16 protein-coding genes and 2 pseudogenes are annotated in these 17,638 nt (G+C 36.9%); 5 read left to right on the forward strand and 13 right to left on the reverse strand.

The window, feature by feature from the left end:
• Window positions 1-189: 189 nt before the first annotated feature.
• The 8 genes and pseudogenes from Q1B07_RS20525 to Q1B07_RS20560 all read right to left on the reverse strand — a co-directional run bounded on the left by Q1B07_RS20525 (window position 190) and on the right by Q1B07_RS20560 (window position 8,281).
• Entirely contained in the window at window positions 190-399 is a 210-nt protein-coding gene (locus Q1B07_RS20525) for a hypothetical protein (protein ID WP_299093629.1), read from the reverse strand.
• Window positions 400-479: 80 nt separating this feature from the next.
• Window positions 480-1,390, reverse strand: a pseudogene (locus Q1B07_RS20530) (hypothetical protein); the annotation flags it as partial.
• A 346-nt stretch (window positions 1,391-1,736) separates the two neighbouring features.
• Entirely contained in the window at window positions 1,737-2,684 is a 948-nt protein-coding gene (locus tag Q1B07_RS20535) for a rhodanese-related sulfurtransferase (RefSeq protein ID WP_299093627.1), read from the reverse strand.
• Between the two features lie 336 nt (window positions 2,685-3,020).
• Complete coding sequence (locus Q1B07_RS20540) at window positions 3,021-3,932, reverse strand: endonuclease (RefSeq protein WP_299093625.1); 912 nt, start codon at window positions 3,930-3,932, stop codon at window positions 3,021-3,023.
• 58 nt (window positions 3,933-3,990) lie between these two features.
• Window positions 3,991-4,986 carry a S8 family peptidase gene (locus tag Q1B07_RS20545; RefSeq protein WP_299093623.1) on the reverse strand — a complete coding sequence of 332 codons (996 nt, stop codon included), beginning with the start codon at window positions 4,984-4,986 and terminating at the stop codon, window positions 3,991-3,993.
• A gap of 339 nt (window positions 4,987-5,325) precedes the next feature.
• Window positions 5,326-6,633: a citrate:proton symporter gene (locus Q1B07_RS20550; RefSeq protein ID WP_299093621.1), complete on the reverse strand. Its 1,308-nt coding sequence runs from the start codon at window positions 6,631-6,633 to the stop codon at window positions 5,326-5,328.
• A gap of 393 nt (window positions 6,634-7,026) precedes the next feature.
• Window positions 7,027-7,995: a S8 family peptidase gene (locus tag Q1B07_RS20555; RefSeq protein ID WP_299093620.1), complete on the reverse strand. Its 969-nt coding sequence runs from the start codon at window positions 7,993-7,995 to the stop codon at window positions 7,027-7,029.
• A 154-nt stretch (window positions 7,996-8,149) separates the two neighbouring features.
• Window positions 8,150-8,281: a hypothetical protein gene (locus Q1B07_RS20560; protein ID WP_299093619.1), complete on the reverse strand. Its 132-nt coding sequence runs from the start codon at window positions 8,279-8,281 to the stop codon at window positions 8,150-8,152.
• A gap of 408 nt (window positions 8,282-8,689) precedes the next feature.
• Here Q1B07_RS20560 and Q1B07_RS20565 point away from each other — a divergent pair, with 408 nt between their 5' ends.
• Both Q1B07_RS20565 and Q1B07_RS20570 read left to right on the forward strand, forming a co-directional pair.
• On the forward strand, window positions 8,690-9,013 hold the full coding sequence (locus Q1B07_RS20565; protein ID WP_299093618.1) for a hypothetical protein: 324 nt from the start codon (window positions 8,690-8,692) through the stop codon (window positions 9,011-9,013).
• Between the two features lie 91 nt (window positions 9,014-9,104).
• On the forward strand, window positions 9,105-10,196 hold the full coding sequence (locus tag Q1B07_RS20570; protein WP_299093617.1) for a sorbosone dehydrogenase family protein: 1,092 nt from the start codon (window positions 9,105-9,107) through the stop codon (window positions 10,194-10,196).
• A 57-nt stretch (window positions 10,197-10,253) separates the two neighbouring features.
• Here the strand turns inward: Q1B07_RS20570 and Q1B07_RS20575 are convergent, their stop codons facing one another.
• Both Q1B07_RS20575 and Q1B07_RS20580 read right to left on the reverse strand, forming a co-directional pair.
• The gene (locus Q1B07_RS20575; protein ID WP_299093616.1) at window positions 10,254-11,441 is read right to left on the reverse strand and encodes a PLP-dependent aminotransferase family protein; all 1,188 of its coding nucleotides are present in this window, start codon (window positions 11,439-11,441) and stop codon (window positions 10,254-10,256) included.
• Between the two features lie 343 nt (window positions 11,442-11,784).
• Window positions 11,785-12,612 (reverse strand): glycerophosphodiester phosphodiesterase family protein, encoded by an 828-nt coding sequence (locus Q1B07_RS20580; protein ID WP_299093615.1) that lies wholly within the window; start codon window positions 12,610-12,612, stop codon window positions 11,785-11,787.
• A gap of 569 nt (window positions 12,613-13,181) precedes the next feature.
• Between Q1B07_RS20580 and Q1B07_RS20585 the strand changes: the two genes are divergently transcribed.
• Window positions 13,182-13,925: a LysM peptidoglycan-binding and 3D domain-containing protein gene (locus Q1B07_RS20585; RefSeq protein WP_299093614.1), complete on the forward strand. Its 744-nt coding sequence runs from the start codon at window positions 13,182-13,184 to the stop codon at window positions 13,923-13,925.
• 86 nt (window positions 13,926-14,011) lie between these two features.
• Here the strand turns inward: Q1B07_RS20585 and Q1B07_RS20590 are convergent, their stop codons facing one another.
• Window positions 14,012-14,638, reverse strand: a complete 627-nt coding sequence (locus Q1B07_RS20590) for a metal-dependent hydrolase (RefSeq protein ID WP_299093612.1) — start codon at window positions 14,636-14,638, stop codon at window positions 14,012-14,014.
• A gap of 155 nt (window positions 14,639-14,793) precedes the next feature.
• Here Q1B07_RS20590 and Q1B07_RS20595 point away from each other — a divergent pair, with 155 nt between their 5' ends.
• Window positions 14,794-15,129 carry an MGMT family protein gene (locus Q1B07_RS20595; RefSeq protein WP_299093610.1) on the forward strand — a complete coding sequence of 112 codons (336 nt, stop codon included), beginning with the start codon at window positions 14,794-14,796 and terminating at the stop codon, window positions 15,127-15,129.
• Window positions 15,130-15,182: 53 nt separating this feature from the next.
• On the opposite strand, the gene Q1B07_RS20600 is transcribed toward Q1B07_RS20595, so the two are convergent.
• The gene (locus Q1B07_RS20600; RefSeq protein ID WP_299093608.1) at window positions 15,183-15,485 is read right to left on the reverse strand and encodes a hypothetical protein; all 303 of its coding nucleotides are present in this window, start codon (window positions 15,483-15,485) and stop codon (window positions 15,183-15,185) included.
• Between the two features lie 116 nt (window positions 15,486-15,601).
• The gene (locus tag Q1B07_RS20605) at window positions 15,602-15,805 is read right to left on the reverse strand and encodes a methionine aminopeptidase (protein ID WP_299093606.1); all 204 of its coding nucleotides are present in this window, start codon (window positions 15,803-15,805) and stop codon (window positions 15,602-15,604) included.
• Window positions 15,806-16,395: 590 nt separating this feature from the next.
• Between Q1B07_RS20605 and Q1B07_RS20610 the strand changes: the two are divergent.
• A pseudogene (locus tag Q1B07_RS20610) lies at window positions 16,396-17,564 on the forward strand (glucose-1-phosphate adenylyltransferase).
• Window positions 17,565-17,638 lie beyond the last annotated feature (74 nt).

Consider the following 17,638-nt stretch of genomic DNA (forward strand, 5'->3'; position numbering starts at 1 on the left):
CCTATTAAAACGATTACATCTAAAATATTATATGACTCTCTTATTTTACCTGTCAATATACGACAAACGTACCCATTATATTTCCCAGACAATATTGTCTTTTAAGATGATGAAGAAACTCTACTAAAAAGAGAAGCGAACGCTCCTGCGAATGCTCCTCTTTATTATAATGGTAAGCTCACTTCACTCTTACTTACGTATATCTCCTATTAAAGAAATGGCAGAGAAAACTGCTGTATTATAATGATTAATGGCACTTGTATTTTTAGCAGCATCTACAGCAAAACCAATGTATACCTTTTCTCCCATCTTAATTTCTTTGCTTCCAACCTCAATCCAATTTTCACCGTCTTCAGAGTCATATCCAGTTAGGACATCTCCTTTTCTCGTGATTTTCAACCAGTAAGGAAGTGTTGTTCCCTTTAAGGAAGGGATACCAATTTCCTCTGGACGATCATGTTCACCTAGAGCTAAAATAGTTTGCCAGTTTGGCCAGGGCTGACGATGCGCTTCATGACCTTTTCATGTGTCGATGGACCTGGCTTGTAGTAATTATTAATGATATTATTTTCTTGGTCATTTCCACCATATGTTGAATTAAAGCCCCAATTATAGATCACATTGTTCACCATATCGGTACCCGATACAGGGTATAGTTTATTCCCTGTGTTGCCTAGTGCAGGAAGACGGCTGTATGGCTGGCAATTAAATTATTAGCAAAGGTCGCATTCTCACCGCCCCAAATTCCGCCATAACCATGTCTTCCCTTTGCATGTCCAGAAATATACAGGCTCTCACTAATAATACTCCACTGTAAGGTCGTATTTTCATTTCGATAAAAAGAGAGCGTCTCATCTACAGACCAGCTTGTAGAGATATGATCAATCATGGCATTTTTGACATCACGGCCGCCAAAAGCATCAGGCTCTGTTTCCAGATTGGCACTGCCTGGTCTAAATCTCATGTAACGAATGATAATGTTTTCAGAACCAGAGATATCAGTGCCAAAATCGGCAACAGTAATGCCATCACCAGGTGCAGTTTGCCCGGCTATTGTAAGATTCTTTTGTTCAATTTTTAATTGCTGCTTAAGATGGATCGTCCCTGATACTCTGAACACAATCGTTCGATTTCCTTGACTCACTGCATCTCTTAAGGATCCTTTTATTGGCGTTTCGGAAGCACCATAATCCTCCAAGGTTGTCACCTCATAGACGTCATAGCCGCGTCCTCCGCTTGTATACATTCCACCTCCTTCAGCACCAGGAAAGGCTAAGACTTTGTTGTCCCCTTCTGCAGCATCACCTTTTTGAGTAATGAAAGAAAACTCACCTAATCCAAAACATAAAATGACTGCGGTAAGAACTAGAAAAACCTTTTTCCAATCCAACTCCTTAAAAGATTTATTATTTTAATAGCGCTTACATTTTTGTTTACCTTTTTACAAAAATAAAGCGATATTTATTTTTCATCAAAGATCGGCCATTATAGAAAGAAAAAAGACGAGGAATATAATAGAATCTTAGCTTACAATGATATGTAACGGCTATAATCATAACGTTAGGAGAGGATAAACGCGGGCCTTTTCAACTGATATCTGAAGGAATGAGCAACTTCAAAACGAAATGATTATCTACAGAAGGAAAAGCAAAAGAAAAAAGAGCCCTATTTGTGGACTCTTTTTAACCAAATGTGAAGCAAGGATGATCATGTGAATCAATCTTATGGCTGATCAATTAAGCTAGTACTGAAAGTCTTTCCTTCACTTGTTCTTCTGTTAAACCATGTTCTGCTACATATCTGTTTCTTGGGTGAACCCGGCATTCATGGCTGCAAGCACGCATATATTTATGCTCATTTTCTTCTGAGCAGAGGATTTGTTTATTGCATTCAGGATTCGCACAATTTACATAACGTTCACAAGGCTCGTTTGTAAAGTAGTCCTTTCCAACAACGACAGGGTTTACCCGATTGACAGGTACACTTATTCTTTCGTCAAATACATAGCACTGTCCATCCCAAAGCTCACCCTGCACTTCCGGGTCTTTCCCATAGGTGACGATCCCGCCATGAAGCTGGGCAACATCTTCAAAGCCTTCTTTACGTAACCAACCGGAGAATTTTTCACAACGTACGCCGCCTGTACAGTATGTTAAAATCTTTTTCCCCTCAAATTGTTCACGGTTCTCACGAATCCAGTCAGGCAGATCTTTGAACGTTTTAATATCCGGCTTAATCGCATTGCGGAAATGCCCTAAATCATATTCATAATCATTTCTGGCATCAATAACCACAGTATCTTCCTGCTGCATTGCTTCATAAAATTCCTTTGGACTATAATATTTGCCCGTTAACTCAAGCGGGTTCACATCTTCTTCTAATCGAAGCGTAACAAGTTCTGGTCGATGGCGCACATGCATTTTTTTAAAGGCATGGCCATCTGCCGCATCTATTTTATAAACCATATCTTTAAAGCGCGGATCCTCTTTCATATATGCCATATATTGATCCGTTTGCTCAACTGTACCAGATACAGTACCATTAATCCCTTCATGGGCAATTAAAATTCTGCCTTTCAAGCCAATGCTTTTACAAAATTCTAAATGCTGTTGTGTATATTCTTCAGGGTTTTCTATTGTTACATAGTGATAATATAATAAAACACGATATTCTTTATTCTCCATAAAAATTCCACCTTCTATATTTATATTTGCAAGATATAACGTACAGAGATGTTTACTTGCTTGTTACTTTTTTACGATAGGAGATCTTTTGTATAAAAAGTAACATCTAATTAAAACAAAAATATTAAATAAATGCAACCTTTTGGCACTGGTTTATGTAACCAATTAGGCAAACATTACTCATACTCGGATATAAAATACAGTTGCATATGTATTCAGCAGCCTAATTACCATTAATAAGTAATATAAAAAGAAGCTGTCTCAGGAAGGGTTAGCCCCCTCTTGAAACAACTTCTTTATTTCTTCCCCTAAAGGGGTTCATCACAATAAAACGAATTATCTTGTTAAACCTAAGGTAAACTCGATTTTTTCTGCGTATTGCGGGAAATCGATTAATGGATTTCTATTTTTTTGAATTTCATAAATTGCCATATTTCGGTGTTTTTCATAGATTGTGACCGGGTCATCTTGATGCCATTTCACCAGCATTTCGATGTCTTCATTGCGATATTGGCTAATTTCTCCTGGGTATCTTAATAGAAAATATAAGGTGGCACGGGCAACCTCGCCTTTGCCGCTTTCCGGCTCAAATTTATTTCCCTCATATTTTCCGCAATTTGTTTTGATCGCTCTTATTTGCATTTCCGGGTTATAATCAGTGAAGTCAAAGTAAGGTAAATTCGATCTTGTTGAATTGCATTTAATTTCACAGGTGAATAAATGATGCAAGTCGCCTCTCATTGGGTTATCCTTCTCAAACCATGATTGTGGAACGACATGCTCACAATTGTACATATTTTCACTTTCAATCAAGGCGATTTTTTCCAGAATCGTTTTGTCGTTCTCCGTTTTAACCATCATTAAATTTTGAAAAGCTTTATTTCTTTTCCGTTCTGCTTCATAATCCTCTTTGATCACTTGTTCAGGATCTTTCTTCTCACCTGAATAAATGCTCTTCAACTTTCCGTCTTCTTGAAGATCAACCCATGAATAAAGATGGTTTCTTGTCTCGGAATTATACGGAAGCTTATTTTCATGTGTATTGGTTACTAAACGATTTAATTGAGAATACAGATCCTCTGCCTGGAAATTAATGTCTTGGTAATACGCATTGATTGTATTCAAATCCTTCTCTTGATCATAATATTCTCGCTCATTCTTAATTCGCTCTATATTTTGCTCCAATGTAATTAATGCCGCTTTTACATCTGAAGTTTCATTTATAGCTCCGATTCTACTCTTCTCCAACTCACTCACCTCTCTAGTTCATTATTGCTAAGGCGATGATTTACTTAATCTTACAAAATTAATTCTGATTATCCGTTACATGAAATCGGGCAACATTGATAATCTCATAGATTTTTTCTACTAAATTAAGCAAGAGGAACCCATTTCCTTCAGAGCTTTTCCGATTTCCCAATGGTAATGTGCGTCTTATGAGCTGTGCATAGATTTCCGCTTCAATGAGAGAGCGATCAAACTGTTTTTCACATAAATTAATAAGCAAAGCTATTGCACCGGCTACATGAGGAGTTGCCATCGAAGTTCCGGAAAGTGCTGCATATTTATGATCCAGATAAGCCGATACGACTTCGACACCGGGAGCAACAAGGTCTACTTCCGTATTCGTATTTGTAAATGGAGCAAGGGTTAAATCATTGCTCACTGCTCCTACTTGTATAACCTCGTTATAGCTTCCAGGATAAGAATATTCAAAGGTATCCTCTCTGTCGTCCCCTTCATTTCCAGCGGCAACAACGACCGATACATCCTTATTAACCGCATTTTGTATCGCTTTATGCAATTCAGGCACATCCTCTGGACCGCCAAGTGACATTGAAATGACCCGAACTCGTTGATTTTGCGGACCACGCCAATCAACCGCATAGTTTATCGCATCTATAATCCAATCATAATTACCAGAGCCTTCTCCTGTTAATACCTTTAAACATAACAGTTTCGCTTTTGGTGCAACGCCAACAACGCCATTTTTATTCAAACTAGCGGCAATGGTACCAGATACGTGAGTACCATGCCCATTATTATCCTCAAATGCGTCGGGGTCACCATTATAGTCAGTTGTAAAATTTCGTCCACCAATAATCTGATCTTTAAGATCTGGATGATCAATGTTAACACCAGTATCAATAACAGCTATGACAATGTCTTCACCTTGGTTGCTTTCTTCCCAAATCACAGGTGCCTGTATTAAACTAACACCCTTTGGAGTTTCGTTCGCCTGATCAATGATCGAATTGATCGTATAAGGAACCAATTTCATTTGTAACGGTGTTTTTTTCATTCTTCTCCTCCTAGCAGATGGAATTTTTTTCTGACCTACTCTATGTATACCAAATTATGGCTGTAATTCAAATAGAAAGAAAGAATCATTCATCTCTCATTACAAAGCATCATATCTTTTTTCATACACTAGAATGTATAAGATTTTATGGATGATAGTATAAGAAAAACTAAGGCTTTCGCCATTAGGACTTGGCAATAAGGCACGTTTTCTAATGACTGAAGTCTTAGAAAACATTGAAAATATAAAGCTCTTTTCTAAAAAGATTAATCATATCTTTGAAACAAAAGAAGACTATCTTAAAAGGCACTGACCCTTTTGATAGTCTCTTCTAGTTTCTTATAAAGTAATCACTCCGATAAGTAGTGCTAGTGCAATCATGACAAAACATGATCCTAACGCCCATTTAAAGATAAATTTTTGATGATCGCCAAATTCAACACCTGCCATCCCAACAAGTAAATAGGCAGAGGCCATTAAAGGACTCATAGCATGAACCGGCTGCCCTAATATCGATGCACGAGCAATTTCGACCGGGTCTACCCCATAAGCCGCAGCTGTTTTTGCCAAAATCGGCAAAACGCCGAAATAATAAGGGTCATTTGCCATAAAATACGTAAATGGAATACTTGTAACTGCTGTAATGAGCGCAAAATTCGAACCCCATGATTCTGGAATAACGGCAACTAAACTGTTCGCCATAGCGTCAACCATTTCCGTTCCAGATAAGATGCCTGTAAAGATCCCTGAAGCGAACACTAACCCGACAACAGCCAAAACATTTCCGGCATGATTAGTTATTCTCTCTTTCTGGTCATCTAATTTTGGGTAATTAATCATAAGGGCAACAACAAACGCTATCATAAATAAAATAGGCAGTGGTAATACAGATAATATTAAACAAACAAGCAATGTAACCGTTAGGAGTAAATTAATCCATAACAATTTGGGCCGCTTGTAGTCCTCATATTCTAATGCAGCACTGTGTTCGCTTAAAGCAAGAGTTTCATAATTTGAATAATGGATCTTTGCAATGCCTAATCTTTTACGTTCCTTCCGTCCCAGGATGAACGCGGTAAATAGAGTCCATAAAGCTCCGCCAAGCATTACAGGGATAAGCGGAGTAAATACATCAGCTATATCAAGCTGCAGCGCACTAACAGCTCTTGCTGTAGGACCGCCCCAAGGTGTCATATTCATAAAACCAAAGGAAAGCATCGCAATACATGTTAAGATAAGCGGGTTCATTCCAATACGTTTATAAAGCGGAAGCATGGCTGATACAGTAATCATATAGGTTGTTGTCCCATCACCATCCAGCGCAACCAACATGGAAAGAACAGCTGTCCCTACTACAATTTTTAACGGATCTCCCTTAACAATCCTTAAAATATTTGAAACAAGCGGATCAAACAAACCGGCATCAATCATAATTCCAAAATATAGAATAGCAAACATTAACATGACACCCGTCGGCGCAACTTGTTTGACCCCTTCAAGCATCATTTCACCTATTCCATTCCCAAAACCTCCCGCTAAGGCGAACAAGATTGGAATAATAATTAACGCAACTATTGCAGACATGCGCTTCGTAATAATTAAAAACATAAATACACCGATCATTAAAAATCCTAAAATGGCTAACATTTTAATTTCCCCCTCGCTTTCACTCCATACTAAATGGCAAATATTCAATCGTTTTCAATTTAGTAGTTTCATTTTAATTGAGCGAGAAAGATCTGTAACCGTTTCCAAATTATTGTTTGTTAAATTTTTTTTGTAGGTTTTGTTCATTTTATACATGAGTAAGCCTGATCTTCATATATTTGTTAGAGTAAGCAGAACGGCTCTAAATGGATTGTCGTTCTTTATTTAATTAAAAAGAAAAAGGCAGTCTCAAAACAGGAACAAACCCGTTTGCGACAGCCTCGCTACTTTATTTGGAAAAAGCAACATGTTATTTTTAACAATTAGTTAGGTATATCTTTTATGAAAGGGAGAGTGTTATTGTCATTATGTTAATCTCCCATACTGTGAGTGTTAGTTAGCGGCAGCTGTGTGATGATTCTGTGTTGGGGAGATGATACCAGATGCTAAATTCAAAATCCCATTACCTTGAAAACGCCGGCTATATTCCAATGAAACGGTTCTTTTAATAAGCTGTGCATAAATTTCAGGCTCTGTCAGCAGTCTCTCAAACTCTTTTTCGCATTGTTGAATAATAAGCGCTGCAGCTGCTGAAACATGAGGAGTTGCCATAGAGGTTCCGGATAAGACAGCAAACTTATTATTCAAATAGGTTGAGAGTATGTCTTCCCCAGGTGCAACAAGATCGATTTCTTTGTTGGTATTGCTAAATTCGGAAATCTCCTTTTGCAAATTTACCGCCCCAACTTGGACGACTTCAGGATATGCACCTGGGTAGGCGTGTTCATCTGTCTCATTTTTCCCATCACCATCATTTCCTGCTGCACAAACAACGAGAATATGCTGATCGACCGCTTCTTTGATTGCTTGATGGAGATCAGGGTTATTGTCTTTGCCTCCTAAAGACATTGAGATGACGCGGACACGTTCACCATTAGGCCCTCTCCAATTTGTCGCATAGCGGATCCCTTCTATCACCCATTTTGTATCACCGTAACCTTGGCCCGCCAACACTTTCAAAACAAGAACCTTTGCGTTTGGTGCTACTCCGATAACCCCCTCGTCATTTTCTTCAGCACAAATGGTTCCACAAACATGTGTACCATGTCCGTTATAATCAATAAACTTTTTTGGATCCCCATGATCGTCTGTCGTAAAATTATAGCCATCAATGATTTGATTTTTTAGCTCTGCATGGTTAGAATCACAACCTGTATCAAGAACTGCTATGACAATGCCATCTCCTTTAAATCCGTGCTCCCAAGCAGCAGGAGCACCGATTAACTCAATACCCGGTGGAATAACATTTGTGTCTTTTACGATTGTTTGAATGGTAAAAGGAATTAAACCTACTTTACTCATGTGATCCCTCCTAAAAAGTTTATTTAAAAAGTGACATAATTCCATATATCCTTAAGTACCATGATAAAAAATTGCAATTTTTTTAAATTTTCCCTCATATTTTGTTTAGTTTTGTATTATAATTTACTCGTAGCACATTCTTTTGACGATTCCCTTAGGGGCATCGTCTTTTCTTTTTTGATTTTCTTCTTAAATCATCGATATTTTTTAATCCTAGTGTGATGGAAGAGAAAAGTGTGGCAGCAGCAACTAACAATTTGATAAGAAGCTCTAACCACTCCAACACAATTATCACCTCCTCATTACAAAAATAGCCCTACACAGTAATGGGTTGACTGGTAAGGCTAGTAAATATGAAACAAACAATATCCTTTAGGTACTATAAGGATAATTATGGAATATATGTCAATTTCATTGTACCATGTCCAAAAGATTTCAGCATTAATATTATCAATTTTCATACAATTATACCGCATATTGGCTGCTTCACGATTAGCTACCACTTACTTAATTCCTATATTAAAAAAGTAGATTAGGTATTTATTCATATTTGTTTTTTCACAGTCTTAAATTGTAATACTTTATGTTACCTTTTAACCCCCATAAAATAAGATGTTTTTTATAAATAGTGTATTAGATATAGATAGTCATCGACTATAGTACAAAACGAATAAGCTGCTAAGGAGAGGTACAATTGAATTCATATGTTAAAGATGCTTTGTTAGAATGGAAGGAAGAAATGCTGCAGCAAAAACGTGAAATTGATGAGGAATACGAAAAGATTAAATGTGACCTTCAGCTCTACTCCTATAAGTCCGGGATCACCAAACAAGTCATTCAATCCACTATTAATGATGAAATTATTAATAATATTAAAACGGCCTATCAAATTCCTTTTGTAGAAAAATATGAAGAACTGAAACAATATATAAAGGAATTAGAAGAAAAACGGAAGGTCTATCAAATGTTTGTTGAAAAGATTGAAAAAGTGAGCGAAACTGAGGAGAATGAAGCTTAATTCTTATTGATTTATTGGTTTATTTTTTGATTCTCTCTCCCATACTTGTTACTATGAATACAAATCATTTCCATTGATAGGGAGAGAAACAATGTATAAAATGTGCATTTTGCTTATACCATTGCTATTGATTACTGGCTGTTCATTAGACAACACTCAAAAAAAGACAGAACAAGAGCAAAAAGTAAATCAAGAGGTTGAAGAAGCCGTTGCAGCTTCCACAGAAATCATCGCAACAAATTTAACGATCCCTTGGACAATCGCAAAACAGGATGACATGTTCTACATAACTCAACGAGAAGGCAAATTAATCGCAATCAATCAAGAGACAGGAAATGTTACCCCACAGAAGCTAACGCTCACAAAAGCAGTCCTTCATGAAGGTGAAGGCGGACTTCTCGGCTTTGTGCTGGCCCCTGATTTTGAAACAACCCAGCAAGCTTTTGCTTACCATACATATACACAAGCTGGACAGATGAAAAATCGTGTTGTGGTTCTTCAAAAGAATGAAGATACGTGGACGGAAATAAAGACACTATTGGAATTGATCCCTGGCGGACGTATTCATAATGGCGGGAGAATGAGGATTGGCCCAGATGGTATGCTTTATGTGACAACTGGAGATTCCGGTGAACCAGAGCTCTCACAAAATAAAAACAGTTTAGCAGGAAAAATCCTTCGCATGAATCTAGATGGGACAGTACCCGAAGATAATCCGATTCAAAACTCTTATATATACTCATATGGGCACCGAAATCCACAAGGTCTCGCTTGGGATAACGAGGGAAATTTATATAGCTCTGAACATGGTCAAAGCGCCCATGATGAAATTAACCTTATTAAACCTGGCAGCAACTATGGCTGGCCTGTAATTCAAGGCGACGAAGAGGCACCTGGCATGGTGAAACCGATTTATCATACTGGAAACATTACATGGGCACCATCTGGAATTGACTATCATGATGGGAAACTTTATATCGCAACCTTAAGAGATTCGAAAATTCGCAAGCTTGATCTTACGAATAAATCAGTCAGCATTTTACATGATAAGAGCGGAAGAATGCGCGATGTATATGTTGAGGACACTCATTTATATTCGATAACGAGTAATCGTGATGGCCGGGGCAACCCTCAGGAAGATGATGATAAATTAATAAAAATTGAACTTTCATCTCAAGAGTAATGAAAGATGAAAAAAATGAGGAATCGCATAAATGATTCCTCATTTTTTCATCTAGTTTTAAACTGTTATTGGACTTAACAATACATCAACTAACCGATCCATGCCCAATTTTATCTTTTCAGGGGTAGAATGACTAAAGTTTAATCGGAACGTATTGTACTTAGGCTGGTCTACATAGAATGGAGCCCCAGGTACAAAAGCAACACCTTTTTCCACTGCAATTTTGAGCAAGGTTGGTGTATTTAAATGCTCCTGCCCCTCTACCCATAAAAACATTCCACCCTTAGGCTCTTTCCATGTAAAAATACCTGGCTCCAATTTATTCAAATAATCCTTCATAATGATCATTCGATTGTAATATTCCGTTCTCAATGTTTGAATATGACCTTCCAAGTTAAAATCACGTAATAAGTAGTATAATGCTTGCTGATCAAGTGAACTTGAGTGCAGGTCTGCCATTTGTTTTGCTTGTGTCATCATTTTAATAATCGGAGAAGGACCTGTAACCCAACCTGTACGTAAAGCAGGAACAACCGATTTGGAAAATGTGCTTGTGTAAACCACATGGCTTTGCTCATGATCAAATGATGCGACAGAAGGATATTCTTCACCTTCATGAAATTGGATATCACCATAAGGATCGTCCTCAAGAACAAGTACCCCGTATTCATAACAGAGGTTCAAAAGCTGCTTCCTCCGTTCTGTACTCCAAACCTTTCCGTCAGGATTAGAGAAGGTCGGAATAATATAAATAAATTTTGGATGGTAGGCTTTAATCTTCGCTTCTAAATCATCATACTCCATTCCATGTTCATCACTAGTTACTGCCACTACCTTAGCCCCATAGGAGCGAAAAACCTGCAGGGCTGATAAATAAGTAGGATCTTCCGTTAAGACAACATCCCCTATGGATAAGATAACCCTTGAAAATAAATCAATTGCTTGTTGTGATCCAGTCGTGATCAGCATGTTTTCAAGATCCGTATTCATTCCTTTTCCAGCCATCCTTGCTTGAATCGCCTCTCTAAGCGGTTTAAATCCTTCTGTTAAACCATACTGCAAACTTGATGTTCCTGAGGCAAATACCTTATCATAAGCGATTTGAACATCAGCTAATGGAAATAAATCTTCAGATGGCAATCCGCCTGCAAAGGAAATAACGTTCCCTTGCTGAATAACAGCCAGAATATCCCTAACTGCTGATGATTTATAATTCTTCGTTTGTTCAGAAAATGAGTATTCCATAAGAAAATCCCTTCCTCTTTATCTAAGTAATAACATGATTCGAAACATATGAGTTCAAAAAATTCTAACTATTTATAATACAGAAACACGTAATCCTGCCATATCATCATTTACATATCATATACCACACACTATGTATCTATCAAGTGTTTAAACGAAATATTCAGAAAACTTTAACACCTTTTTTCAAAGTGTATAGTCATTTAAGTTCAAATGGTTGAAGGTAAGAAAAGAATCATTGTTTATCCCCCCTTTAACCCTGGAATAACATAACAAAGCTTACATACATGAAAAGAGAGACCAGCTCACAATTGAAGCCAGTCTCTCTACCTCACTTTAAGTGTTATTTTCTAGGATCAACATAATCAGGATAATCGGTAATAATAGCGTCTACTCCCATTTCAAAAAGGAAATCAGCTGCCTCTTGGTTTCGAACAGTCCAAGATGAAATTTTCATTCCAAGTGAGTGTACTTGATTAACTAAATCTTTTGTCACAATTCCATAGTGTGGATTAAAGTAATCAGCATAGGTAGAAAACTCCTCTAATGCTTCCTTAGTTGTATGCAATTTTGAAGATGTTAAAACACCGATCGGAACTTTAGGCAGTAGTTTATTCGTAAGTTTCATTGATTCAAAGTTAAACGATTGAATAATAATTTTTTCATTTTGCGGTTTATCTAGATTTCGTTCTTTTAATTCCTGAGCGACACTCGCTTCAATTCCCGGGTAAAGCTCTGGAGCCTTTAACTCGATTAAAATGCCGATCTTACCATGATAGCGATCAAGAATTTCAGCAAATGTCGGGATTTTTTCACCAGTAAATTCCTCACCCTTCCAGCTTCCCGCATCAAGGCTTCTCAGCTGCTCAAATGTTAAATCACCTACTTTTCCTGTACCATCAGTTGTGCGATCGACAGTCGTATCATGGATAAGCACCAATTCGCCATCCTTGCTCCGTTGAACGTCAATTTCGATGTAATCGGCTTTCATTTCTACTGCTTTATCAAACGCAGCAATTGTGTTTTCCGGCGCATATGCTGAGGCACCGCGGTGTGCTACATTATCAACCTTTTTTGCATCCCCTGTTGAATCGTTTGCAAATGATTGGTGCAACGGACTAAATAATAACGTAAATGCAATCGAAGCACCTGCTAATAATTTTCTGTTCATGTTTTACATCTCCTATCTAAATTGAATGAGTACAAATTCATTTTAGTTAAGAAATATTGATCCAATATGTAGTTTTAGTTACAGCAAATTATTGTTATTGTGAAAAAAAGTAGGATGAAGCTCTTATTTTCATTTACAACTTACCACCATACTACTTTAACGCATAACTGCATACCTTCCGGGATAAAAAGACCATATTTTTATTAATGATATATAGGTGTTTAGCCAGATCACTATTGGATAAATAAGGTAAATCATCACATATTGAAATGGGATTTTTAATATACAAATTTCTAATGAACTAATCAGCTTTAAAAAATTTCCTATTTGCAAATCAATTTTTCATTAAAACAGCTGATGGTAAAATTGACTTATTGTGGATATAAATCCTATAATTTAGCTTCTATTGGATCGATTGGTTATTAATGGTTGAGTTTGTAACGTTTCTATTACATAATTGTAATAACGTAATGTAACTGTTAGGTGCTTGTCCTTTTTAAAGCAGCTTTTCATGTTAAGATAGGACTCATTGATTAGCATAAAGTCAGCTAACAAGGAGGACATATAACATGAAAAAAGGCATTGTATCCTTAATCACAACGGCTCTATTTTCAGCAGGATTTGCCGTAAACGCATCTGCTGAAGAAATAAAAGTAAAAGAGGGAGACACTCTTTCCGAAATCGCGAAGCAAAAAGAGGTGTCTGTTGATGATCTAAAGGAATGGAACGATTTAACTGGGGATATTATTCACCCTAATGATACATTAGAGCTTCCAGAGTATTATGAAATTGTGAAAGGAGATTCTCTTTGGGAGATTGCCCAGGAGAATAACTTAACTGTTGATAAGTTAAAAGACCTTAATGATATAGATTCACATATCATCCACCCGGGTGACGAATTAATTCTTGATGGTGTGGATGCTGCTAATGTAAAAGCAGCAACAACTAATGCAAAACCAACAGAAAAAAAAGTTGCTTCTAAGCTCGAAAAAGCTCCAGTAAAACAAGCTAAACCATCAGTTGAAAAAGAGTTAACGGTCACAGCAACTGCTTATACGGCAAACTGTGAAGGATGTTCTGGAATTACAAGTACCGGTATCGACTTAAATGCAAATCCAGATCAAAAGGTTATTGCTGTTGATCCAGACGTCATTCCACTAGGTACAAAAGTTCATGTAGAAGGATATGGCACAGCGATTGCAGGAGATATTGGCGGTGCAATAAAGGGCAACAGAATTGATGTCTTTATCCCTTCAAAAGCAGAAGCAAAAGAATGGGGCCGAAAACAAGTAGAAGTGAAAATTTTAAATTAATACTCTAAAATATAAGGGTCAGACACCTCAAACATTTGTGATTAGATTGCATGAGGGTCAGACCCTTTTAGTTTAATCAATATTCTTTAAAATTCCTTCGAAGAAAAAGGCAAGAAAAATTTCACGCCGCGCTTGTTAAATGGAAGTATTTTCAAATCAGCAAGTAAATGACTGATATAGCCTAAAAGACATGCTAGAAAAACACCTTGGCTTTCAAGTGAAACCTCTAAGTAATAAGCAATAATGCCAACATAACCAATTCCTAAAAGCGAGTGAGTATAGCTGCGATGTGGAACAAAAGAAGCGAAGATCACAAAGATTCCTAAAAGGCTTAACCACATTTCTTGTAATAGCAATCCCCCTCCCAGAACACCTATTCCTGTAACTGTCAGCATATGCCGCTGCTTAATAAAAGAAGAAATAATCATAATAGCAGCTCCAATACATATCCCCAGCCACTTATTTGTCCCTGTTTCTTCAAGAAGAATATAACCGATCATCAACAAGCCGATAAATTGTGCAATAGAGCGAATTAAGGTATGAGAAAATGTAATTTTATTGCTTAATTTTCCATCTATATCTAAATCGGGCATTAACCCTGCCACAGTGCCGATGCCAATTAATAGCAGCATTCCACCTGGATCAGCCTGTACCGATTGAGCAGTGATAAACCCAACACCAGCTCCAATTGTTGCATGTGCAGTTCCGTTCATGACAACCACCTTTTTTCTATGTATTTTTTCATGCAGAATAATAGTATACATGAAAGTTAAAAGAAAAAAGTAAAGAATTTTTTACAAATAACCATTCTATGTTACCCTAGTGGTTAAAGACATGAAAATGTGATTGATAGAAAGAGGTTATCGCCATGCTTTCCTTTACAGAAAGAGTCATTAAGATTATTCAAAAGATTCCTCCAGGAAAAGTGATGACATATGGACAAATTGCCAGTTTAGCCGACAGTCCAAGAGGTGCAAGACAAGTGGTGAGAATCCTTCATTCCATGAGTGCCAAATATCAGCTTCCATGGCATAGAGTCATCAATGCTAAAGGGGAAATTGCCTTCCATGACGAGGAAATGTTTTTATCGCAAAAGGAATTTCTTGAGGATGAAGGAGTTATGTTTAAACATAATCATATTGTTGATTTAAAGAAATATCAATTTCACCCTTTACTAGATGATGAAATAAATGATTTAAAATAAAACAGGCTGTCTCGAAAGGGTTAAACCCTTTTGAGACAGCCTCTTACAATTGATTATTCGTCCTTGTTATTTTGATCCCCAAGATCTTCCGCGTCTTCTACTGGATCTTCAGGATCTGGAGCTGCATCATTTTCATCATCTTTATTCATCGTATCATTTTGATCAACACCAGGAATATTTTCTTCACCCTCGATTGCATCATCAAGGTTATTGTTGTTGTCATTATTGTCTGTCCCATTTTCATTGACACCATTGTTATCTTCCGGAGGCGCTGGGTCCGGGTCGACATTACAGCCAACTGAAACGATTACAGCTAATAAAATACTTGTAAGCATGAGTAACCACTTTTTATTCATGATCAAGCCCCTTTCATATTGTTTATGTAAATCATTGTTATCTTCCCCTGAAGAACTAGTAATATGCATAAAAAACTAAAAACTTCTAACTAATGTCAGAAGTTTTTATAATCAATTTATTCGTTATTTTTCTCCCATTCGGAATATAAGCCTGTTCCATTGCATGTGTGACAATCAAATGTATTCGCCGTGTATGGACTTGGTATTGTCGTAAATCCGCTTCCGTGACAAACAGGACATTTCCCAAGTTCTTTCATCTGTGCTACATGTTTTTCCTTATAAGCATGATACCAGCCTTTGATAAGTTTAACGATCTTCACTTGCATCACCTTAAGTTGTTTTCTTCAGTATATTCAGCAACTGGGGACAAGGTGAATGTAATTTTTTGGATATTACTTCAGATGTAAATCAGTCCTTCATTGGTTATACACATGAAATTTTTAAAAAAACATAAAAAAAGTTCGACAAATTCATTAAAATTTAAGTGAAATTCTACAAGATCGCCATTAAATTACATGCTATTTTCCAATGATTACCTCTGTTTTGTCGAGACTCATCTAAAATAGGCGTAATATTTTGATTATTTTCACACTTGAATTTTGTTAACATAAAACCTGTTAATTCCTATTAATCAGGACAACTAAGAGGAGGATTCCAATGGAAAACATTGTTAATTTAATAAAACATGATGAGGAACATAATCAAGTTTCTATCGATGACGAAGAGCTTGAATACTTTTATAAGTTATGGGAGGAAGACCGCTTATAAAAGCTTAAAATCAATAGAATAGCCTTTTATTACCATGATCTCAGGAAGAGAAGAAAAATAACTCCTTCTATTCCTGGGTTACAAAGCATAAGTAGAAAAGGAATCATTTATTTTAAAAAAGAAAATGATATCAGGAGGAACAATTTTGAAGAAACAATGTATTGCCATGCTTTTAGCTGGTGGAAGAGGAACTAGATTAAAAAACCTTACAGAAAATTTAGCAAAGCCTGCAGTTCACTTTGGTGGTAAATATCGAATCATTGATTTTACCTTAAGCAATTGCAGAAATTCAGGTATTGATACAGTCGGTGTTTTAACGCAGTATCACCCTCATGTTCTACAAAGCTATATTGGCGATGGCAAGGAATGGGACTTAAGCCGAAGAGACAGTGGTTTAAGCATTCTCCCTCCATATCAGTGTGAAAAAGGTGAAAGATGGTATGAAGGAACAGCACATGCCATTTATCAAAATCGACACATCATTGAACAATATGACCCAGAGCATATCCTTGTTATATCAGGCGATCATATCTATAAAATGGATTACAGCAAAATGCTAAGGGAACATATCACCTCTTCAGCAGATGCCACAATATCAGTCATTGAAGTCCCATGGAACGAAGCAAGCAGATTTGGTGTGATGAAAACGGAAGCAAAGACAGGAAGAATTCTCGATTTTGAAGAAAAACCTAAAAATCCATCATCAAATTTAGCTTCAATGGGAGTCTATATTTTTAAATGGAAGACATTAAAATATTATTTAGAGCAAGAAGAAAGAAATCCATTTTCCTCTAAGGATTTTGGGAAGGATATCATCCCGGCAATGCTTCGAAATAACCTTAAGCTTGTAGCCTATACATTTAACGGGTATTGAAAGATGTCGGAACCATTGATAGTTTTTGGGAAGCAAATATGGATTTGCTAAAAAAAGAAACAAATATACTCCTGCATGACAAGGATTGGAAAATTTACACGGTTGAACAAACTCATCCCCCTCAATATCTTGATGCTGCTGCTAAAGTATCACAATCGCTTATTAGTGAAGGCTGCGAAATCTATGGAACAGTTGAAAACTCTGTTCTATTTAGTGGTGTAAAGGTAGCGAAAGGTGCTATCATCAAGAATTCTGTTATCTTACAAAATGCAGTTATCGGAAAAAATGCACATATTGAAAAAGTTGTCGTTTGTACAGGTATACATATAGGAGATGAAGTTACCGTAGCAGCTAATAATGCTGCAAACGGGATTAGCTTAGTTGGAGAAAATCTCGTATCACAAAACAATGAGCGTGTATTATCAAGTGTCATTTAATAAAAAAAGCGCAAGGCGCCTGCCTATCGGCGACAAGCATAAGGCGAACAGGAATAGAAGGTGTTCTTTACCTT

This window comes from uncultured Metabacillus sp. (assembly GCF_947503125.1).
In the GTDB taxonomy this organism is placed as follows: domain Bacteria; phylum Bacillota; class Bacilli; order Bacillales; family Bacillaceae; genus Metabacillus.